This window comes from Thalassotalea atypica, from assembly GCF_030295975.1.
Classification (GTDB): Bacteria; Pseudomonadota; Gammaproteobacteria; order Enterobacterales; family Alteromonadaceae; genus Thalassotalea_F; species Thalassotalea_F atypica.
In genome coordinates this window covers 606,886-629,366 of record NZ_AP027364.1, presented here as the reverse complement: position 1 = coordinate 629,366, position 22,481 = coordinate 606,886, and the positions used below count along the sequence as shown (strand labels likewise).

Sequence of the window (22,481 nt, the reverse complement as noted above, 5' to 3'; positions counted from 1 at the left end):
CCAAGCCAATAAGGATTTTTTGCGTTAATGTCTGAATTGATCGCACTGTCAACAAGCACCTACTTAAACAGCACAAAATCAATGCTGATTAAAATCGATCAGGATGTCCAAAAGGAGCAGCCCCTAGATAATTTAGAGTTGCTGGTTTTAGAGTACCTAATCCAGCATAAAGACACGACCGTTTCTAAAGACGCCTTATTGGCACTTTGGCCAACCACCGTAGTTATGGAGCACTCATTAGCAAGAATAATCTCTTCTTTAAGAAAAAAACTGGAAGATTCAACCAAGTCACCAATTTTCATTAAAACGGTGCAACGAGAGGGCTACCGTTATATTGGTGATAACTCTTTAATAGAGCAAAAAAAGCCTGCCTTTTCCCATTTTTCAAAGCAATATTTATGGCTTGCTTTGGGCGCTCTGGTTGTCTCTCTTGTCATATATTTTCTTTCACTTGTGCCAAATACGTCGAAGATTATAGATTCGCCCAATTATGTCAGGCAAATCATTGCAGACCGTCAAACACAAAAACAAGACTTGAGTATTAATACTGAGGGTACATTACTCGCCTACTCCGCCCGCAAGCTAGCCCAAGAAGATTGGTTTTTACGGATTAAAGACTTAGCCAGCGGAACAACATTTGATCATATTGTCGATAGCAAAAGTGTTTTTGCGCCGGTCTGGCTAAATGAAAACACGCTAATTTTTCAGCAATGGCGATATGATACTTGTAGCTACCAAACCATCACATTTAGCAGAAATGATGGATTTTCACTACCTAAACACATTGCCGATTGCGAGCCAAACATCAGCGCGAACACCATTGCAGTGCTAGATGAAAATACCGTGTTGATCAGCGATTCCTCTGTAATTGATTTTCCGTTTTCTATCTATCAACTTGCGTTAGATAGCGCTAAGAAAACCATGGTCAAGCAAAGTAGTGGTTTAGGAAATGGTGTTTATAAAATAATTTCCAGTGTTGATAGAAATTACATTGCGACACTCGAAACAAAAGACTGGTTTGATACTACAATCTCTATCTATTCAAGCACAGACTTTGACAAAGCACTTTGGCAAAAAGTGCTTAACACACCGTTACACTCCATTGCTCTTTCTGATAAATACATTTCATACATCAATGAGTTTGGTCATTTGGTTACCGAAGCGTTCAAACTTGGAACAAGCAAAAATAGTAATATCGCATTTACCTCAAAAGCGTACCACCCTGTTACACATGGTGAAGATTTTTATTTGTTTGAGGGAATATACACCGCAAGCCACATTAGCCTTACTGATTTAAAATCGAATAACGTTATCAGCCTAGCGCCACTATCAAACGACAGCGTCACCTTAACCCAGAAAGTAGATGGAAATAGCTTTATTTATGTATCCGATCAGTCCGGTATCAATCAGGTTTGGCTCGCCAGTTTTGATGGTAATCAAGTCAAGCAATTGACCACATTTGAGCGTTCATTAACAATTAAAAATATAGACTATGATCGGCAAAATGATGCACTAGTTATCGAGTCACAATATGGTGTGAGTCTTTACCATAGAAATGCCAATAATGATTTTATCGAATCAAAAGCAATCCCCGATGCTCAATCGCCAATACTGCATAACAATCAGCTATATTTCACTCGTCTACATCATCGTGGCGCGAATATTTTTAAATACGACATCAATAATGATGAGCTGTCTTTGTTTGTTAAAAATGGCTACCAACTCGTTGTTGACAACAACACCTATTATTATTCTAAATATTTTCAAGCGGGATTGTGGCAATTCAATCAGATAGGCGATGAGCATAAATACATCGACATACCTCAAATTCAGCTAACTTTAGAAACATGGGATGTAAAGGATAATTTATTGACCATAATCGATGACGAGAGCTTTATTCAAACTAATCTGATAACCCGAGAAGTTGAGCAATTTGACACAACACGTTGTGACAGCGCACAACTTTGGCAACCGTATACCTGCTTAAGCTATGAGCATGTACCAATCGCTAATAAGATAGTAAAACTTAAAGCACATCGTTAGACCTGCTTTAAAACTCGGAGTTAATGAACACTGAGGAAGGTAAAGTCATCCAGTCCTTCAACTCCCCACGTAGTGTAACAACCTACACTCTCTCGACAAGATGCGCTGGGCAACCTTGAACCTAACGATGTTTTGGGTCTTCTGTACGCCATAATTTGCTGATCTAAAATGGTCTCCACAGAAGGTGACGTAATCGTAATCACTTCTGTTTCATCCACTGGCCATTTGCTTTTCTGACCTTCAACTTTAATCAGTGGCTGATGTTGCATGGCTTTAAATAACTTCGGATAGTTGCTCGAACTGATGACTTCACTTTCTGCCAGCACGTCAACAACGAGTGGCATATCAGGATGCTTTCTCTTAAACGCTTTCGTGAGGTAATGATCAGCTTTATCTTTATTGTATAATCCAAACGATTTGTTCATATAGACAATACCTAACAAAAAAGTCGAGTTTAAGAAATCGCGGTTTGCAGCTTTTTCTAAATAACGAGCGCCTTTGTTGAGGTCTCTATATTCATCGTGGCTTAAATAAATAAGTCCGGTTTTATATTGCGCGGCAATATTGCCCAGTCTTGCGGATTTTTTGAAATAAACAAAGGCCCTGTCTTTGTCAACCTCGGTGCCATAACCGTAATAATAAAACTGACCAAGGGTTGCCATGGCATCGGCATGGCCTCTATGCGCGCCTGTTTCTATTTTTTTAAAATAGCCAATACAAACTTCAGTCATACACTGTTGTACCATGGCTGATGACGCGCCAAAGCTTATCGTTAACAATAAAAGTGTACTCACAACTAATCGTTTAAATTTGCTCATGCTTACTCCTCGGTTATTAACGTGTTGAGATCACCATACCCGTATAAAAACTGCATACAATATGGCATACGGGTATGTGCTCTGCGCTGATGCTGCTTCATCATATTGATGTTATTTTCAATAACAGTAAATTAATAAAAGGTAATATTTTCTAATATTAAAGAGTACATTATTGATAGCCCTAAAAATAGAGAACTTTTTCTCAACAAATTTTAATCGAAAAGATGATTAATATCAGGCCAGCTAACCTATAATAACCGTAAGTAATACAATGATATATTTAAAAAATGGCACGATTAGACATTTCTCACATTAAAACACTATTTCCCGGTATGTTAGTCGCTAGTATTACTGGCCTGTCTGCACTTTTTCTCTCCCAGCATTACGGTGCTCCTGCAATGCTGTTTGCCTTGTTGCTCGGTATCGCCTTGTCATTCTTATATGAAAACAATACATGTAAGGCAGGAATAGAGTTCACTGCCTCCTCCATTTTACGTATTGGTGTTGCACTTTTAGGATTACGTATTGCGTTTGATGACTTAATGTCATTGGGCTTAAGTACCATTATAATTCTCATTAGTGCTGTACTATCGACCATTATTATTGGCGTTACTTTGAGTAAAGCGCTGGGGCTGAGCAAACGATTCGGCGCATTAACAGGAGGCTCTGTCGCCATTTGTGGCGCATCAGCGGCGATGGCTATCTCAGCCGTACTCCCTAACGATAAAAATAAAGAGCGAGACACTTTACTCACAATTATAGGCATAACCTCTTTAAGCACTATTGCGATGGTCGTCTACCCAATATTGACTAATGCGCTAGGTTTATCAGCGCATGAAAGCAGTATTTTTCTTGGTGGGACTATTCATGATGTCGCTCAAGTCGTAGGGGCAGGCTATTCAATATCCGAACAAACGGGAGACCTGGCGACCTTGGTTAAGCTCGTTCGTGTGAGTTTCTTAATGCCCGTAGTCCTAATGTTTGTTTTAGTTATTAATGCTAAGAATAAAAATGATGTCTCACCTGTTCAATCCTCAGGCTTTCCTTTATTCTTGATTGCCTTTGTCATTCTTATGCTGCTCAATTCATTCATCGACTTACCAAACACACTCACCGAAGAAGCAACCACCGTTAGCCGCTTTTTCTTAGTCATATCAATTGCAGCCATTGGTATGAAAACTAATCTTGCGCAGTTAACGTCCGTTGGGGTTAAACCCATTATTTTAATGATTTTAGAAACACTTTGGATAGCATTGTTTATCTTAGCTGCAATTTTATATTTGTAATCGCGTAGTGGTATATACGTCTAGTTGAAAGGAGTTCACATGACCAAACCGAAAGAACATTATGACTTAGTTGTTGTCGGTGGAGGAGTTAATGGCACGGGTATCGCGGCAGATGCTTCAGGCCGTGGACTTAACGTTTTATTGTGTGAAAAAAATGACTTAGCTTCTGCCACCTCTTCGAGTAGCAGCAAACTTATCCATGGCGGCCTGCGCTATTTGGAATTATATGAATTTGGCCTAGTCAAACAAGCTTTGGCTGAGCGAGAAGTCCTTATTGAAAATGCACCGCATATTATTAAACCGCTTCGGTTTATTTTACCGCATCAGCCGCACCTGAGACCCGCCTGGTTAATCAAATCCGGGCTTTTTCTATACGATCATTTAGCCAAAAGAAACACCTTGGAAGGCTCACACGCTATTACCTTTACTCAAGATTCACCACTGGTTCCTGAAATTAAGCAAGGGTTTGAATATTCCGATGGTTGGGTTGATGACGCTAGATTAGTGGTGCTCAACGCAAAAGTTGCTGAACAACATGGCGCAGATATCCATACCTATACAAAATGCATCAGCCTTTCCAGAGCAGAGCACGATTGGCAAGTCATATTGGAGGATGATCAAAAAAAGCATCGAACCGTTCGGGCCAAAGCAATCGTGAATGCGGCAGGCCCTTGGGTTTCCTTGCTGTTTGAACAAATAGAGCATATTCAGGCACCACAGAAAACTCGCTTGATCAAAGGTAGCCATATCATTGTCCCCAAAATATACGATCACGCCAAAGCCTATATTTTACAAAAGCAAGATGGGCGCATTATTTTCATTCTGCCTTTTGAAGACGAATTCTCTCTAATTGGCACTACAGATATTGAGTTTAACGATGCGCCAGAAAAAGCCGAGATTGATGAACAAGAAATAGAATATTTACTGAGTGAAACCAATCGATATTTCATCAAGCAAACAAGCCCTCAAGACATCATCATGTGTTATTCAGGCGTGAGACCGCTCATGGATGATGAGTCTGTCGATGCACAAAAAGTAACCCGTGATTACACCATAGAAGTCGACGCCATTGCTAACAAGTTGCCATTAGTTTCCGTATTTGGTGGCAAAATAACGACTTACAGAAAGTTATCTGAATCCGTCGTTGATAAACTGCAGCCAACGTTTCCAATGATGAAAGCAAAGTGGACAAAAAAATTCGCCAATAGCAGGGGGCGATTTTGATTCAAAGCAGTCCCTAGCAAAACAATTGCTTGTAGATTTTCCTTGGCTCAGCGTCAAGATCATAAAACGATATGTAAGGAGCTACGGTACGCTAACGTACAAACTACTTAAAGAAATTAATTGCCTAGACGATATGGGCACCTCATTTGGCGCAGGATTATTTTCGTGCGAAGTTGATTATTTGGTTCAACACGAATGGGCAAGAACGCGAGATGATATATTGTGGCGAAGAACCAAGCTGGGATTACACCTAACATCAGCACAAACTGATGAACTGGATCGTTATCTTGCATTAAACCTAGATCAACTATTAACCAATCATTAATGCAAATCAACCAACAAGTTTCTTCACTTTCAACATTAGCTCAAGTTCTAAAAAACCATCTATTCTGGCATCATTCAAATAGCGCTCAAGTAAGGGTAAATTATCTGGCTCATAACCACTCATGGGTAACCATTGACTATAAAGCGCCAGTTGTAAGTCGTTTACCTGTTCCATCGTCCCTTTAATGTAGAATCGTGCATAAGTACCACAAGGAAATGTTGACTTAACAAATGGTGACGGTACCTCGATATGTTGGTCAATTACAATGGCTGCCTCGTAGCGGCATTTATCTACTGGCGTGATCGCGGGATTGTCATAGCAAAACGCAAACCTAAATTGCTGAGCTGACGGTATGCCGTGCTGTTCACCCCAGTTCATCAACCGATCCCATGTATCAAATAGGGCTGCCGGTGCATATCCTCCGTTTGATGCTAACGTACAAATAGTGTTCTCAGGCATCTGTTCAACACAAATGTCTACGCCAGATATAGACTGCTCACCAGCACTTGCACTAACTTTGGGGTACATATCATGAGGATTAAATGTCTTACCATATTTTTTTAGGGTATTGCCTATTACCGCCGATTGAGCGCTTTGCGGGCTTCTTATTTGCGACGGACTAAACCCGAAGTGTAATTTGAACGCTTTTGAAAAATTAGCACTGGATGAAAAGCCACAATGTAATGCAATCTCAGTGATCGGCTTTTTACGCTGAACCAATAACATATTAGCCGCCATTTCTATACGACGACGGACAATAAAGTTATTGAGGGTTTCGTTCATCATGCCTTTGAAAACGCGATGAAAATGAAACGGCGAGAAGTGGCTCGCTTTTGCCACTTCTTCTAGCCCAATAGGCTGCGTTAGATGTTGTTCGATGAACATCACGGCGTTTTGAATACGTTGTTGGTATTTTTCGTTCATGCTATCTCGCGATGATATTCAGTGAAAAATGCTCAGGGCCAATATTAAAACTGACATTGACATGGCTAAGTATTTGTATCTGTGCATTTAAATTAAAATTGAATTCCTTAACAGAAGTAAATACAACACCGAGTAAGGCAGTGTAAAAGAATACAAAAGTTAATGCTCTAATCACTATTGTGATATTACAGCGTCGATTTGTTGACGACATCATTGGTTGGTCCAAGGTTTACAAAATGAATCACTATCATAGTGCCACTTTGCATTCATTGATTTTCCAATATTGCTCATTTTCATGTAGTAAAAATCCACTACAGCAAGAATGGAAAAGCATCTTCGTGGGTCCTAATTACAATAATACCAATTGAAATAAGTATTTGATCAAGTGACAAAACAACAAAAAATTTAAGGAAGGAAGTTTACATGACTAAAACCTATTTAGAACCCACACAAGCCGCTGGCGCAGAGCTATTTTCCAAGAGCATTGATGGCGAAGTTGTCATGTTAAATTTATTAAAATTTAAGGACATTGCCGATTACAGTGAACACCCAGAGCTAGCGCCAAGCGCTGAGATATCAGGCAAACAAGCGTATCAAAAGTACATGGTACATACAGGGCCTTTTTTACAAAAAAATGGCGGCGAAGTCATGTTGTTGGGTAAATGCAGCAGCTTTTTTATTGGACCTAGCGATGAAAAATGGGACGCAGTAATGTTAGTAAAACAACGCTCCTTGAAAGACTTTTTAGCGTTTGCAACGAATGAAGAATACCTCAAAGGAATAGGCCACCGAGCAGCGTCGCTGGAAGACTCTCGCCTGTTACCGATAGAGCCTATCAACAGTTAGTATTAAAGCTGTTATGCGCTTCATGAAAGCTGAAAACGAATTACATCGCTTTCAGTTTTTCAGTGTATTGCGCTAAGAACTTTTGTTGTCGCTTCTGGTGCCAGGAGAGCATGTTCTTACCTAGTGCTGCTGCTTTAGTTTGGTACTTTACAGCATTGACTAAGTCGCCTAACTGTTCATAGGCCCGAGCAACTGCGTGATAAGCATAGGCGTCTTCAGGAAAGCTGTTAACGCTTTCTTTTAAGACGTTAAGCCCTTGCTCAGGAGATTTTTTTAATAATGAAAACCCTAGTGTTTCTATTGAGCGCTTAGGAGAAACATCAAAGCCATACTTGTTTTCAGATAAATCCTTATAGTGAGCGATGATCGCTTTGACACCCTGCTCAGCAATCACAGAATCAGCGGGTAAGCCACGATGAATATCACTAAATAATGCCTCAATGCCCGAGATAACCGACAACGCGGGAAGCGACATAAAGTAATGTGCACCAAAATCCTGATAATGATATTGGTTGTTGACCATTTATTTTGCTAAGCCTTGGTTTAACGTTTGGTAGGTAGGTAGTTGATGATCTTCTTTGATGGTTGATGCATGAGAGAATAGTAAAAAACAATGTTGCCCTCCTTTTAAACGATCTTTGTTCTTAAGCTTAGATAATATCTGCGCATAATCCTTTTTTAGCTCTGGGCTGATCGCAATATAAGCATTAAATAATTCAGGCTTATTAAGTAATGTTGAAAGCACAATCGTACCGTTAGTACGAAAGCCACTGATGATTCGGAATTTATTGGTTCGATATTGTTTGTCTATTTCAGGAATTAATTGACTGGCAAAAAAATCAATAAGCCGCGTCGTCTCGCCTGATTCATCAAATAACTTACCAACAGGGTTACCATAGGCTGGCGTTACAATGATGGTTTCAAGCCACGGCCACTCGCCATTATGGCTCATCCAGTCATGTAAACCAGATAAATAGGTATGCGAATAGGGATGAAAATCAAACAACAACACATAACGTTTGTCTGGCTTACTGACATAACTTTTGGGTAACTGAACGTTAAACACTAGGGGTTTATCGAACCGCTCATCATTGATAGCAAACGTATCTTGTGTCGATTGCGCAAGAGCAGTATTGGTTAATACACAAATGAGCATCAACCACTTAATAAGAGTCCGCATTTACCCTCCTTGGTTATTTTGTTGTTATTGTTAAGTTGCTTCTATTTTTATGCGAAGCATTTCGTACACCACTATGTCACATAATTGATTAAATGTTCAGCATAAAAAAACACCGCCTAAGCGGTGTTTTAAATTTCAACTAACGTTGATGAATTACGCTTAAAAACAGTAATTAACAACGTGGAAATACTAATAAATCATGAGGTAAATAGCTTAGTTTTTCGAAGGAAGCGCGGTGCATACAAAGGTATGTGAGCACTTCCGACAATAAAAATAAGTTGATTTAACCTTGAGTTATACTCTTTCGATTACTGTTGCGATACCTTGACCCAATCCAATACACATAGTGGCTAAACCAATGTTAGTATCTTCATTTTCCATAACATTAAGCAACGTCCCCGTAATACGCGTACCTGAACAACCTAATGGGTGACCTAATGCAATTGCACCACCGTTAAGGTTAATCATATCATCTACTCTGTCTTCCAAACCAAGTGCACGAACACAAGATAATGCTTGCGCGGCAAATGCTTCATTAAATTCTGCAGTTTGAATATCATCTAACGTGATACCTGCACGTTGTAATGCTTTTTTCGTTGCCGGTACTGGACCGTAACCCATGGTTGATGGATCGCAACCAGCTACTGCCATACCGCGAATTTTAGCACGTGGCGTTAAACCAAGTTCTTTCGCTTTGTCCGCTGACATCACAAGCATTGCTGATGCACCATCTGATAATGCTGATGATGTACCTGCAGTAACGGTACCGTTAACAGGGTCGAATACTGGACGTAAACCCGATAGCGATTCTGCTGTTGTTTCTGGACGAATCACTTCATCGTGCTCAATCATGGTCAATGCGCCCATGGCATCATGACCTGCAGTAGCAACGATTTCATTTGACCAACGACCATCAAGTGTTGCTTGGTGTGCACGTTGATGAGAACGCGCGCCAAAAGCGTCTTGTTGCTCACGGGTTACACCGTGCTGCATACCCAGTAACTCAGCCGTTAAGCCCATGTTACCTGCAGCGCGAGAAATGTGCTTGCTAAGTGCTGGGTCAAAATCTACATCGTACATCATAGGTACATGGCCCATGTGCTCAACACCGCCTACCATAAACACGTCGCCTTGACCTGCAATGATATTCGTTGTTGCATCATGTAGTGCTTGCATTGATGAACCACATAAACGGTTAACCGTAACAGCGCCTGTTGATTTAGGGATATCAGTTAATAACTGAGCATTACGAGCAATGTTGAAACCTTGCTCTTTAGTTTGCTTAACATTACCCCAGATAATGTCTTCAATTAACGCAGGATCTAAGTTCGGATTACGAACTAATAGCTGCTGCATTAAATGTGCTGATAAGGCTTCGGCACGTACGTTACGAAAAACACCAGCCTTAGAACGACCCATAGGGGTACGAATACAATCGATAATTACGACTTCTTTCATTTTCTTTTCCTCGGCTTAAGCTGTTTTAACGTCAGTGAAAAAGTAAGATTTGCCAGACTTGGCCATCTCACGCATACCATCAGTCACTTGATAAATTTCACCCAAATGCGCATATTTGTCAGCCATTGCAATGAAGTTTTCAATACCAACAGTTTCTAAATAGCGAATTGGACCACCACGGAATGGAGGGAAACCTAAACCATAAATTAAGCCCATATCAGCTTCAGCGGCAGTATCAACGATACCTTCTTCTAAACAGCGTACAACTTCGTTCACCATAGGGATCATCACACGAGACATAATTTCATCAGGCGTAAATTCTTTATGTTCAGTATTGCCAATTAGCTCATAAGCAACTTCTGAAGGTACTTTCGTTGGTTTACCACGCTTATCTGTACCGTAATCGTAGAAGCCTTTACCGTTCTTTTGACCAAGGCGATCATTGTTGTACATCTTGCTTACTGGATCATTGCCGATTTTTTGCATACGGGTTGGGAAGCCTGCTGACATAACGCCAGTACAGTGATCTGCTGTATCAATACCAACAACATCAAGTAAGTATGCCGGTCCCATTGGCCAACCGAATTGTTTTTCCATAACTTTATCAACAGCGGTAAAATCAGCACCTTCGTTAACAAGGTGGCTAAAACCAGCAAAATAAGGGAACAATACGCGGTTTACGTAAAAACCTGGGCAGTCATTAACAACAATAGGTGATTTACCCATCTTAGCTGCATATGCAACAACGGCTGCAACAGTTTCATCAGACGTTTCTTTTCCACGAATAACTTCTACTAATGGCATTTTGTGCACTGGATTGAAGAAATGCATACCACAGAACTTGTCTTTACGTTTTACGCTTTCAGCCAATAAATCGATAGAAATTGTTGACGTATTTGATGTAACGATTGCATCATCAGCAACGATACCTTCAACTTCAGCGAGCACAATACCTTTGACTTTCGGGTTTTCAACAACTGCTTCAACGACAATATCAACGTCTTTAACGCTGTCATAGCTAAGTGATGGGGTAATGTTGTTTAACACTCCAGCCATTTTCTTAGGGTTCATGCGGCCACGTTCAACTTGCTTAGTTAGAATTCCTGAAGCTGTTTTTAAGCCTAGGTCTAATGCACTATCAGCAATATCTTTCATGATAATTGGCGTGCCTTTATAAGCTGACTGATATGCAATGCCGCCGCCCATAATGCCTGCGCCCAATACAGCAGCTTTATTGACCGCTTTTGTAGCCAACTTGCCTGCTTTTTTCGCTTTACCTTTAATGACTTGATCAGCCATGAATAAACCAATTTGCGCTGTCGCGGCATCAGTTTTAGCTAGTTTTGCAAAACCTTGGTTTTCCAACAACATCGCTTCTGCGCGACTTTTACTCGCTGCTGCTTCGATCGTTTTAACCATCATCATTGGAGCAGGGTAATGTTTGCCTGCTTTTGCCGCGATCATGCCTTTACAGGTATTGAACGTCATAATGGTTTCAGTTGGGCTAAGCGTTAATGGTGACATTTTAACGTCACGACGTGCTCGCCAATCAAGCTTACCTTCAATTGCTTGTTTTACCATGCTTAAAGCCGCTTCACGTAAATGCTCTGGAGCAACTACCGCATCAATAGTTCCCGCCGCCATCGCTTGCTCTGGCTTATGTGCTTTACCTGTGGACATCCATTCAACAGCATTGTCGGCACCAATTAAGCGAGGTAAACGTACTGTTCCACCAAAACCTGGGATAAGACCTAATTTAACTTCTGGCAAACCGATAGAAGCTGTTGTATCAGCAACACGGTATTCACAAGAAAGAATCATCTCACAACCGCCGCCTAACGCGAATCCGTTAACAGCAGCGACTTTAGGAATATCTAAATCTTCGAATGAATCAAAAACATCTGTTGCTTGTTTAACCCAATCAACTAGCGTTTCTTCTGGAAGTTTAAAGGTTTCTAAGAACTCAGTGATATCTGCACCGACGATAAATGTAGATTTAGAAGAGGTAACAATCACACCTTTAGCGTCAGCACAATTTTTAATGGCTGATACGACTTGACGAAATTCTTCAAAAGTTGCCTGATCGAACTTGTTTACTGAGCCTTGTGCATCGAATTTAAAATCTACGATGCCATCGCTAAGTAACTCGGCAGAAAGGCTTTTGCCTTGAAATAACATGCCTGATCTCCTTCACCGCAAGGGTGCTTGTTGAACATATTGTTGTTGTACCAAACGACACTTCAATAGACGTTCGGCATTATTAATAAGTAATAATAGCTGACTGAGTTTGCCTTGAATGAATATTAAAAGCAAATATTTTAAACAGGCGTTTTAATTGAGTGTTTACATGTGCGCTGAAATTATGCGTTCGCTGTATTCAATGATCAAAAATCATTACATTTTAGCTAAGTGGCGTTCGTTATCAGTTCGTGAATTTTCGTTTCAAACGAAGTAAAATACTGTTCCCGAAAAGGACAGGCCGGCACATGTTCTATTTGCTAGAGCTTATATTATAAGGAACGGTATTGAACGTTCAAAAATACACTTTAAAACCTGAAAATTTATTATTGGCAATGGCATTTATTATGCCGTTGGTATTTTCCATCTGGATGGTGCTACTTAACAACTTTGTCATTGAAAAAGCGGCTTTTACTGGTGAAGAGATTGGTATCTTACAAAGCCTACGTGAAATCCCTGGCTTTCTCGCCTTTACTGTTATTTATGTATTACTGTTCATTAAGGAACAAAGGCTTGCCCTACTTTCATTGGGACTAACCGCTATAGGGGTTTTCGCCACAGGCTTTTTCCCGACAACATTTGGTTTATATGTCACCACCATCATCATGTCGGTCGGTTTTCATTACTTTGAAACAGTTAATCAGTCATTAACATTACAATGGATAGCAAAAGATAAAACAGCGCATTTTATGGGCCGCCTTTTATCAGCTAAATCGATTGCATCACTACTTGCATTCTCTAGTGTTTGGTTGTTGATGGACCAATTTTCTTGGTCTTATCAAGCGACCTATGCGTTATTTGGTGGGCTTGCTATGGTATTCACTATCCTTTTAGCGCTCAGTTTCAAGCAGTTTTCTTCGCCAACTGAACAGCACAAAAAGATAATACTGCGTAAGAAATATTGGCTGTTTTATGCGTTAACGTTTTTTAGCGGCGCACGTCGGCAGATTTTTGTTGTTTTCGCTGGATTTTTAATGGTGGAAAAATTTGGTTACTCTGTGGCCGATATCAGCGCACTGTTTTTAATTAACTATGTGTTCAATTGGCTCTTTGCAGCAAAAATAGGGCAATTCATCGGTAAAGTTGGTGAGCGAAAAACGTTAATATTTGAGTATGTTGGCCTCGCCATATTATTTGTTTCTTATGGTCTAGTAGAAAGCGGTATGCTTGCAGCGGTGTTGTACGTTGTCGACCACCTCTTTTTTGCGCTTGCTATTGCCATTAAAACCTACTTCCAAAAAATAGCAGAGCCAGAAGATATTGCCGCAACCGCCGGGGTTAGTTTCTCGATTAATCACATTGCAGCTGTCGTTATTCCTGCGCTGCTTGGCATTGTTTGGATGACAAACTCAAGCTGGGTTTTTTATGTTGGCGCAGGGTTTGCGGTATGTTCGTTAGCTTTATCATTATTAATACCCTTGGTACCTAAACAAGGCATTGAATGGCGTGCGAAAGAATTAAACAACGAAACAGCCAAGTTAGCAGAACAAAATCACGGATAAGGAAATATTCGCAACCATAAAAAAAGCACCATGTTGGTGCTTTTTTTATGGTCTTTTACAGTGATGCTAGTTTTTTTTGCTTCTCAAGAAGCTCAAGAACTCATCTGCTGGCATTGGTTTAGCATAAAAGAATCCCTGCACTTCATCACATTGTTGATTGAGTAAATGGGCTTCTTGTTCCGCATCTTCAACACCTTCAGCGATGACTTTAAGGTTTAGCTGTTTCCCTAATCCGATAATAGTATCAGCCAATAAAGACTGCCCAGGCTTAGTAACATCATTAACAAAAGCGCGATCAACTTTTAGGCGATCAATAGGTAATTTTTGCAAGTAGCTCAGTGATGAATAACCGGTACCAAAGTCATCAAGCGCGATACTGATGCCTTGTTGTTTTAGTTTAGTTAATGCATCAATCACCATTTGCGGATCATCCATCAAAATATTTTCAGTTATTTCAAGCTCAAGCTTGCTCGGCTTTACTTGATGAACTTTAGTGGCATTGATAACGGTATCAACAAAATTGTTTCGTCTAAATTGAGGAATCGACACATTGACAGAAATCCCAACATCAGTGAATCCTTCAGCTTCAATGATATTTATTTGTTTACACGCTTGATGTACAACCCAATCACCAATTTCAATAATTAACCCTGAGTACTCGGCCAATGGAATGAAAACCGCTGGCGATATGAAATTTCCATCTGCTGAGCGCCAGCGCAATAACGCTTCAGCGCCAATAACATTACCATTGTTCAAATCTAGTTGTGGTTGATACCAAAGCTCTAATCGATCTTCTGCAAAGTCGGTACGCAGCTGGCGAATCATACCCAGACGCCAAAGTGTTTCGTCTTCCATTTCTTGTTTATAATACTGGAAATGTTTATCAGCATCTTTCTTTGCTAAATTGAGGGCAATATTGATTTGATTTAGAACTTTAACACCGCCTTGGCCAGCATCTTCTTTTAAACAAAGCCCCAAACAGGCATTGATGGGTAACGTTTGTTCACCCGCTTCAAAGGGTTTACTAAACAACGCTAATAAGCTATCAGGATTGATTACATCTTTACTGCCAATAATACCAAATACATCAGCACCAACCCGTGCCAATTTGTTTGATTCACAAAGCGTCATTAACCTTTTGGCTACGGCAGAGAGTAACTGGTTCCCAACGTCTTGCCCTAAGCCATCATTGATATCACTAAAGTGGTTAATATCAATGAGTGCGGCAGCGGTGTCACCAGAGTCACCATTTGAAAAACTATCAAGTAAGTTCAAAAACTGTAGTCGATTTGGCAGATCCGTTAACCAGTCTTTGTAGGCAGCATTTCTTAGCTTTTGGAATAAATGTACATTTTCATATCCAATCGCAATATTTGATAAAAACACTTGTAATAATTGCTTGCCAAGTTCTGACAAGTTGTCTTTCAGCCCTACAAAAATCACCGCACGATAACCACCACGAGCAACATACAAGGCTGCGCTCTTGGAAGAAAAAATATGCTCTTTTTGCTGAAAAGCGGCATTAATCGTGTCGACAATGAAATTGTCGTTTAATGTCTGTAGTTTACAATTTTCCACTTCATTAAGGTTTCCCTCTTGCGCGAGCACATACAAACTTAAATCATCCGCATCATCAACAATGCCATGACCTCTTGCACAAAAAACACCACTAGCAAACCCGCCGAGTAATTGTTGAATTTGTTGTAAAACACCTTTGCCAAATCGCTGAATTGAATGAAGTTCGAGCAAATTGGATGAGCCTTCTATAACTTGCTCTAATCCTAATCTGCTTTGATTTACCGTGGTGATTTGTTGGTATGAACGAATGGCTGCATAGACCGTAGTAACAAGCTTTCGACGTGTTAATTCAGTTTTAGTTTTATAATCATTAATATCATAATCTTTTATAACACTTTCTTCGGGCGCATATCCTGGTTGCCCAGTTCTCAGCACAATTCGAATATCTTGGCGATCGAGTTCGGTTCGAATGTATTTAACAACATTCAAGCCTGCATCGTCGGTCTCCATTACAACATCAAGCAATACTAAAACAATATCACTTTCCTGTTCTAACAAAGTATTAGCTTCCTCACCTGAATAGGCGTGAAGATATTCTAAACGACGGCCCAAAACGATTAAATCTGACAACGCCAGTTGCGTCACTGAATGAATTTCTGGATCATCATCTACAATCAAGACTTTCCATGACTCGCCACTGGCATCTTCTAGAACTTCATCTTCATCACTATCGTCAATAAACAAGAAGTCGTCGTTGGTATTTTGTGAAGCCTGCATACTGCCCTCATCTAACCAGCAGCGAGCTGATTAGGAAATTGTTCTTTAGTATTAATGTGACAATAATTAAATGATACATCTCTCATTCTAGTACATAATAAAAGTGAGATTGATATTATTCAACAAATCATTACATAAACTTCATTCAATCAAGTATTTAGAAATAGCAAAATGAAAATTCATTATTTTTCATTTTTGCCAATTAATTAATAAGTGCTTGATAAAATTGATTAACTAATTAAAACTCAATTATCGATTGTTTATATATGAATGCTAATTAATATTAGCCCACTTGGCATTGAGGCAGAACATGACAACTGACAATAATTGCTCTACACATCCTGTTACCATTGATGTTGAGCCTGAAAGCTCCAATACAACTAATGAAAACCAGCAATCGAAAAAGTCAGCCAGTTCGACTCAAGTACAATTACTCAACTTAGCCAAAAACTTTGGTTTAGCCGACAGTTTAAAACCTGAAAATAAGCAATTACCCATTGAAGAGCGAATGCTCAAACGGGACCGTTACACTCACTTGAGAAAACAAAGCAACATGGAAGCCATTATTGAGAAATCAATTAAGTATTGCTCAGAGCATGTTGCAAGCAGTAAGGCGGATCCTGATTGGTTTTCAAATTTTATAGAACTTGCTGAAAATATTAGTAACAATGTCATGCAGGATTTGTGGGCAAAAATCCTTGCGGGTGAAATATCTAACCCAGGATCTTTTTCATTAAAAACTTTACGTACATTTAAAAATTTAGCTATTCACGATGCCAAACTATTGGCGAAAGCCTGTGCGGTTGCCGTCAAAGATAAAAGTAAAAGAAACATTCGACTGTTATCTGGCAGTTATCAAAAGCCAGGGCTATTCAATCTACTAAATAAACAAAGAGCAGTTGACTTTAAACTCAGTGAATTTGGTTTAGGTTATGGTGAAATTTTGGCACTTTCAGACAATAACCTACTCTATGCGCAAGAAACTGAGTTAGCACCTATGGCAAAAGGTGATGAAATAGCATTAAGGCAAGGCGGCTCTCCCATCATTCTAAGAGCTAAAAAAAACGGTATAGTGTTGCGATTTTATAAATTCACCGTCGTTGGTGTAGAGCTCGCACAACTTATCGGCGATAAACCAGACGAAGAATTACTGACAGCGTTAAAAATAAAGCTTAGTCATCACTTCGACAGTTAAACTAGCTTACAGAATGAAAGTGTATGGCAAGTTTGTCTAACGCTTGAGCAATGTCCTTTTTAATCACCATCTTTACAAGGAATGTGGGTAACCACCCATCAACCTCGCCTCGAATATGGTAATCAATCACTGTACCTTCTTTCGTGCTATTAAAAAAAATATCACCCTGATGATTTTTCAACGGACCTTTACCGACAATTTTATACTGAATACCCGTTAAGTCTGCTTTAATTATTTCTTCAATAAAACTGTTTCTATGAGTCGTTACCTTGCGTAAACAGCCCGCTCCTCCATCTATTTCTTCAGCGTTCTCTGCGCGTTCAATCACGAAACTCGCGTTAAAAAAACGACAGAGCTGCTCATGCGCTAATAGTGTCGGTAGTAATAAATCAGTATGGACAGGAATGAACTTGGTTAAATGAATATTCATGTTTGTACTTATTGCTTTTGAATAAGTACAAGCTTATAGGCTGGCAACCTTTGATGCACGAATTTTAATCTCGGTGTTCAAGTAGTTAGTGTCGACAAATAACGAAGGATTAATGCATGGTATTGAGCAGAAAAATATCTGACGCTAACGCGATAATAGCCTCCGTGCTCTTCACTGCTGTACTCAAATTAGGTTGAATTCGAGTACAGCGACGTATGATAAAACATATTATTAAATACCATCGCCATCAGTGTGCAAGCCACACTCACGTTGCCCGCCGCCAAAACGCGTATCTTGTTCATCCATTCCAGCTGATAATGGTCTTGTACTATGTACGTCACCAACAGAGACATAGCCTTGATCCCATAAAGGATGGTATGGCAAGTTATGCTTGGTTAAATACTCATGTACGTCTTTGTTTGACCAATCAATAATCGGATGCACTTTAAATCGACCGCGTAAAATACTGACCACCGACAAACTCTTTCTGTGTTCGCTTTGTTGACGACGAATGCCTGAAAACCAGGTACCTGATTGCAAATCGGTTAAGCCACGCTCAAGCGGCTCAACTTTATTGATTCGGTTGTACTCTTTGAGAGCTTCGTCACCCTGCGCCCATTGTTCTCCATTTCTCGCGAGCTGCCACGATGCACTTTGTTGGGCACTGTACACCTGCAAATTCAGATTAAAACGATCAGTTAATTGATCAATAAATTGATATGTTTCAGGAAACAAATGCCCCGTATCGGTAACCAGTACCGGAATATTAGGGTCAATTTGCGTCATCATGTGCAACATAACCGCAGACTGGATGCCAAAACTGGATGAAAGCACAAAGTGGCTAGGCAAATTTTCCATTGCCCATTCCACGCGCTCAACCGGTGTTTGTCCTTCTAATAGCTCATTCCATTGTGCCAACCACGCAGGTGGCAAAGATGCAGGAAAACGATTATTGACGACTTTCTTCGTCGTAGCAGGTGCAATAGCAGTTGCTACTGACGATATTTCGTTTAGTTTAGTCATGAAAATCTCGCACACTTACAATCACTTCATTCACAATGCCTGCGCGAATAACAAAGTCGCCAAACGCTTCTTTGGTACCATCTGCTTGCACTTCTCGCTCTGCAACCCAACGACCGATTAAACCATCAATTTCACTTACAATGGTTTGCTCATCAATCCCTTCTTTGTATAGTTTTGGAATTCGGGTTCCACCAATGTTACCGCCCATATACATGTTGTATTTTCCTGGCCCTTTACCCACTAAGCCTATTTCCGCCAACATTGCTCGACCACAGCCATTAGGACAGCCAGTAACGCGCAAAATAATATGCTCATCACTGACATTATGCTTGTTCAGCAATGTTTCAACATTACTCACCAAACCAGGTAAATAACGCTCGGCTTCAGCCATCGCTAATGGACAAGTCGGGAACGCAACACAGGCCATTGAATTTTGGCGCTGAGCACTGGTCTCGTCTTTTAGCAAACCGTATTGACGAGCTAGCTGCTCAATATGTGCTTTGTCTTGTTCGGCCACACCAGCAACAATTAAGTTTTGGTTTGCCGTCATGCGAAAATCACCTTTGTGTACAAGGGCTATTTCGCGAGCACCGGTTTTTAATGGGCTGTTGGGCGCATCGATCAATCGACCGTTTTCAATAAACAAGGTCAGATGATGCTTTCCATCAATACCTTCTACCCAACCAAAACGGTCACCACGGCCAGTAAACTCATACGGACGACTGTTTTCAAAACTAACTTCAGCACGTTTTTCAACTTCCGCCTTAAACACGTCAATACCCACGCGATCTAGCGTGTATTTGGTTTTAGCATTTTTACGATTAACACGGTTACCCCAGTCACGCTGGGTGGTAACAACTGCTGCTGCCACATCTAGTACTTTGTCTAAAGCGACAAAGCCAAAATCATCAGCACGACGCGGGTAAGTTGATTTGTCGCCGTGAGTCATGGCCAAACCGCCACCAACTAATACGTTAAAACCAACAAGCTGACCATTTTCACTGATCGCGACAAAGTTCAAATCATTAGCATGGACGTCAATATCGTTTTGCGGTGGGATAACGACTGTAGTTTTGAACTTTCTCGGTAAATACGTACTTCCTAGAATAGGCTCTTCAGTTGTCTCAACCTTCTCACCATCTAACCAAATTTCCGCATACGCGTTTGTTTTTGGTAACAAGTGCTCACTAATTTTTGTCGCCCACTCGTAAGCTTGCTGATGTAATTCTGATTCAACAGGGTTCGACGTACACAGTACATTACGATTAACATCACCGGCTGTTGCGATTGAATCAATACCAATGCTGTTTAATGTTTGATGCATCAATTTTATGTGCGGCTTTAATACCCCATGAAACTGAAATGTCTGGCGAGTAGTCAAACGGATACTACTATATATAGTGCTGTCATCAGCAAATTTATCAATCGCCAACCACTGTTTTGGCGTAATTATGCCTCCAGGCATACGCGCACGTAACATCACATTATGTAATGGCTCTAACTTTTGTTTTTGACGCTCTGCACGGATGTCACGATCATCCTGCTGATACATGCCGTGAAAGCGAATCAGCTGAAAGTTATCACTGGTAAAGCCACCTGTGATGCGATCTTTTAAATCTTGTTCAATGGTGCCACGTAAGAAATTACTTTCACGCTTCATGCGCTCATTGCCAGCTAATTCACCTTCAACAATGATCGGCCCTTCGCCTACCAATGGACCATTTGCTATGGCTTTAACGTTGCTCATTAATATACATCCTTCTGATAACGCTTAGCTGAGCGTAATGATTTTAAGTAGTCTTCTGCTTGTTCTTCCGTTTTTTGCCCTTGCTCAATAACAATATCAACAAGTGCTTGATGAACATCTTTTGCCATTCGATTGGCGTCACCACAGATATATAAATGCGCGCCGCTTTCTAACCAAGCAAACACATCTTGAGCATTTTCTTTTAGGCGATCTTGTACATATATTTTTTCAGCTTGATCACGCGAAAACGCAACATCAAGTTTAGTTAACAAGCCAGATTTAAGGTAGTTTTGCCATTCCACTTGGTAAAGGAAGTCTTGCGCAAAGGTTTGATCGCCAAAAAACATCCAGTTATCACCTGTAGCATCATTGGCTTCACGTTCTTGCATGAACGCTCTAAACGGCGCAACACCTGTACCTGGGCCAATCATGATCACTGGCGTTTCAGGGTTTTGAGGCAAACGGAAATTGTCGTTGTGTTCAATAAACACCTTAACATCACCGCCCTCTTCTAATCGTTGTGCCAAAAACCCTGATGCACCGCCAGTTCGAGTTTGACCTTCATTGTCATAGCTCACTAGACCAACGGTTAAGTGCACTTCTTCTTCCACTTCCGCTTGGCTTGAGGCAATAGAGTATAAACGTGGTGTTAATTTTCTTAACGCATCAACAAAGTCCTGTGCGGCAATTACTGCTGGAGCGCTTTTAACAATATCCACGATTTGGTGATTTGCCGCGTATTTACGAGCACTATTCTTGTCACTGGCAATGTCAGCTAACGTTTGGCTTTCTGAAATTTTCGCCCAAAAATCAATAAAGTTTGGCGCAGTTAAAGTAATCTCCAGCTCACTAATCAATGCTGCTTTTAATGGTAATGATAATGTTTGTTCACCTTTGACTAGGCTGACTTCTTCCTCACCTGTTAACGACAATACATTAAGCAGCTCATCAACTAGTGCCGAATCGTTATCAAAGTAAACACCTAAGGCATCACCTGCTTGATAAGTTAAACCAGACTCACCTAAATCAATCTCAATATGTCTGACGTCTTTAGCAGAGTCACGACCGGTAATTTTTTGACTGACCAATAACTGCGCAGCATAAGGGTTTTGTTTACTGTATAAGCTCGCAGCGCCTGCTGGTGCTGTTGCAGACACTAATGAAACGACTTGCGCCAGCTCTTGTGACTCTGCAGTAAGCTCACCTTTTAAGTGCTCGACAATGTCGTTTGACCACGTTTTCGCGTCAACGTCATAATCCACGTCACAATCAACCCGGGCTGAGACTTGAGTTGCACCTAACGCGGCCAAGCGCTCGTCAAATTCTTTACCTGTTTGGCAGAAAAATTCATAACTACTGTCACCTAACGCTAATACGCTGTACTTTAAGTTCGCTAGTTTAGGGGCCTTTTTTCCGTGCAGGAATTCGTGGAATTCCAACGCATCATCAGGTGGCTCGCCTTCACCATTCGTACTGGCAACGATTAATAAATGCGTTTCAGACTTTAAGGATTTAGGCTTGTAATCAGCAACGTTCTTTAAGTTAACCGTTATACCTGCTTGTTTCGCCGCATCAGCTAATTTACTCGCTACACCTTTGGCGTTACCCGTTTGAGAGGCAAACAAAATGGTTAATATGGAGCTTACAACGGGCTGGGTTGCAGCTGAAACCGCACTTGCAACGGGGCTGATTTCACTTTTCGCAGCCAAGTAGCCGCTTGCCCACGCTAGTTGCAATGGAGAATAGCCATTGGTTAATTGCTGTAACTGCTGCAATTGATTAGCATCTAAAGCCGTTGATGGCTGTGCTGAGTTTAAATTTTTCTGTTCTGGCAACATAACGGATACTTCGCCCATTTGAATAATGTGACAAGGATAGACAATACAGAACAACATTAAAAAGAATAGAAAATGATTTTTTATTCCAAAAACGAATAGAAGATTTTAG

At 40.5% G+C, this 22,481-nt stretch carries 17 protein-coding genes and 1 pseudogene; 6 read left to right on the top strand and 12 right to left on the bottom strand.

Annotation, left to right across the window (positions count from 1 at the left end):
* Positions 1-27: 27 nt before the first annotated feature.
* Positions 28-2,043, top strand: coding sequence for a winged helix-turn-helix domain-containing protein (locus QUE03_RS02925; RefSeq protein ID WP_286264914.1), 2,016 nt, complete (start codon positions 28-30; stop codon positions 2,041-2,043).
* Positions 2,044-2,063: 20 nt separating this feature from the next.
* Here the strand turns inward: QUE03_RS02925 and QUE03_RS02920 are convergent, their stop codons facing one another.
* The gene (locus tag QUE03_RS02920; protein ID WP_286264912.1) at positions 2,064-2,861 is read right to left on the bottom strand and encodes a tetratricopeptide repeat protein; all 798 of its coding nucleotides are present in this window, start codon (positions 2,859-2,861) and stop codon (positions 2,064-2,066) included.
* 287 nt (positions 2,862-3,148) lie between these two features.
* On the opposite strand from QUE03_RS02920, the gene QUE03_RS02915 reads away from it, so the two are divergent.
* Both QUE03_RS02915 and glpD read left to right on the top strand, forming a co-directional pair.
* On the top strand, positions 3,149-4,147 hold the full coding sequence (locus tag QUE03_RS02915) for a YeiH family protein (protein WP_286264910.1): 999 nt from the start codon (positions 3,149-3,151) through the stop codon (positions 4,145-4,147).
* A gap of 39 nt (positions 4,148-4,186) precedes the next feature.
* Positions 4,187-5,696: pseudogene (gene glpD / locus QUE03_RS02910) on the top strand (glycerol-3-phosphate dehydrogenase).
* Positions 5,697-5,702: 6 nt separating this feature from the next.
* Here glpD and QUE03_RS02905 read toward each other — a convergent pair.
* Positions 5,703-6,620: an AraC family transcriptional regulator gene (locus QUE03_RS02905; RefSeq protein ID WP_286264909.1), complete on the bottom strand. Its 918-nt coding sequence runs from the start codon at positions 6,618-6,620 to the stop codon at positions 5,703-5,705.
* A gap of 1 nt (position 6,621) precedes the next feature.
* Complete coding sequence (locus QUE03_RS02900; protein WP_286264908.1) at positions 6,622-6,834, bottom strand: hypothetical protein; 213 nt, start codon at positions 6,832-6,834, stop codon at positions 6,622-6,624.
* Between the two features lie 209 nt (positions 6,835-7,043).
* Between QUE03_RS02900 and QUE03_RS02895 the strand changes: the two genes are divergently transcribed.
* Complete coding sequence (locus QUE03_RS02895) at positions 7,044-7,466, top strand: DUF1330 domain-containing protein (RefSeq protein WP_286264907.1); 423 nt, start codon at positions 7,044-7,046, stop codon at positions 7,464-7,466.
* A gap of 40 nt (positions 7,467-7,506) precedes the next feature.
* On the opposite strand, the gene QUE03_RS02890 is transcribed toward QUE03_RS02895, so the two are convergent.
* The 4 genes from QUE03_RS02890 to fadB all read right to left on the bottom strand — a co-directional run bounded on the left by QUE03_RS02890 (position 7,507) and on the right by fadB (position 12,282).
* The gene (locus tag QUE03_RS02890; RefSeq protein ID WP_286264906.1) at positions 7,507-7,989 is read right to left on the bottom strand and encodes an SGNH/GDSL hydrolase family protein; all 483 of its coding nucleotides are present in this window, start codon (positions 7,987-7,989) and stop codon (positions 7,507-7,509) included.
* On the bottom strand, positions 7,990-8,646 hold the full coding sequence (locus tag QUE03_RS02885; RefSeq protein WP_286264905.1) for an alpha/beta hydrolase-fold protein: 657 nt from the start codon (positions 8,644-8,646) through the stop codon (positions 7,990-7,992). It lies immediately after the preceding gene.
* Positions 8,647-8,940: 294 nt separating this feature from the next.
* Complete coding sequence (gene fadA / locus QUE03_RS02880) at positions 8,941-10,104, bottom strand: acetyl-CoA C-acyltransferase FadA (RefSeq protein ID WP_286264904.1); 1,164 nt, start codon at positions 10,102-10,104, stop codon at positions 8,941-8,943.
* 15 nt (positions 10,105-10,119) lie between these two features.
* Complete coding sequence (fadB, locus tag QUE03_RS02875; RefSeq protein WP_286264903.1) at positions 10,120-12,282, bottom strand: fatty acid oxidation complex subunit alpha FadB; 2,163 nt, start codon at positions 12,280-12,282, stop codon at positions 10,120-10,122.
* Between the two features lie 395 nt (positions 12,283-12,677).
* On the opposite strand from fadB, the gene QUE03_RS02870 reads away from it, so the two are divergent.
* Complete coding sequence (locus QUE03_RS02870) at positions 12,678-13,844, top strand: MFS transporter (RefSeq protein ID WP_350227414.1); 1,167 nt, start codon at positions 12,678-12,680, stop codon at positions 13,842-13,844.
* A 66-nt stretch (positions 13,845-13,910) separates the two neighbouring features.
* Here QUE03_RS02870 and QUE03_RS02865 read toward each other — a convergent pair whose 3' ends face one another.
* The gene (locus QUE03_RS02865; RefSeq protein ID WP_286264902.1) at positions 13,911-16,139 is read right to left on the bottom strand and encodes a bifunctional diguanylate cyclase/phosphodiesterase; all 2,229 of its coding nucleotides are present in this window, start codon (positions 16,137-16,139) and stop codon (positions 13,911-13,913) included.
* A 310-nt stretch (positions 16,140-16,449) separates the two neighbouring features.
* On the opposite strand from QUE03_RS02865, the gene QUE03_RS02860 reads away from it, so the two are divergent.
* A complete protein-coding gene (locus QUE03_RS02860) occupies positions 16,450-17,334 on the top strand; it encodes a TIGR03899 family protein (protein ID WP_286264901.1) in 885 nt (294 codons plus the stop codon).
* Between the two features lies 1 nt (position 17,335).
* Here the strand turns inward: QUE03_RS02860 and QUE03_RS02855 are convergent, their stop codons facing one another.
* From QUE03_RS02855 to QUE03_RS02840, 4 genes are all read right to left on the bottom strand, one after another.
* Complete coding sequence (locus tag QUE03_RS02855; RefSeq protein ID WP_286264900.1) at positions 17,336-17,764, bottom strand: SRPBCC family protein; 429 nt, start codon at positions 17,762-17,764, stop codon at positions 17,336-17,338.
* 231 nt (positions 17,765-17,995) lie between these two features.
* Positions 17,996-18,787, bottom strand: coding sequence for a phosphoadenylyl-sulfate reductase (locus QUE03_RS02850; protein ID WP_286264899.1), 792 nt, complete (start codon positions 18,785-18,787; stop codon positions 17,996-17,998).
* Positions 18,780-20,534 (bottom strand): assimilatory sulfite reductase (NADPH) hemoprotein subunit, encoded by a 1,755-nt coding sequence (cysI, locus tag QUE03_RS02845; protein WP_286264898.1) that lies wholly within the window; start codon positions 20,532-20,534, stop codon positions 18,780-18,782. Before cysI ends, QUE03_RS02850 begins: the two co-directional genes overlap by 8 nt.
* Positions 20,534-22,372: an assimilatory sulfite reductase (NADPH) flavoprotein subunit gene (locus tag QUE03_RS02840; RefSeq protein ID WP_286264897.1), complete on the bottom strand. Its 1,839-nt coding sequence runs from the start codon at positions 22,370-22,372 to the stop codon at positions 20,534-20,536. Before QUE03_RS02840 ends, cysI begins: the two co-directional genes overlap by 1 nt.
* Positions 22,373-22,481 lie beyond the last annotated feature (109 nt).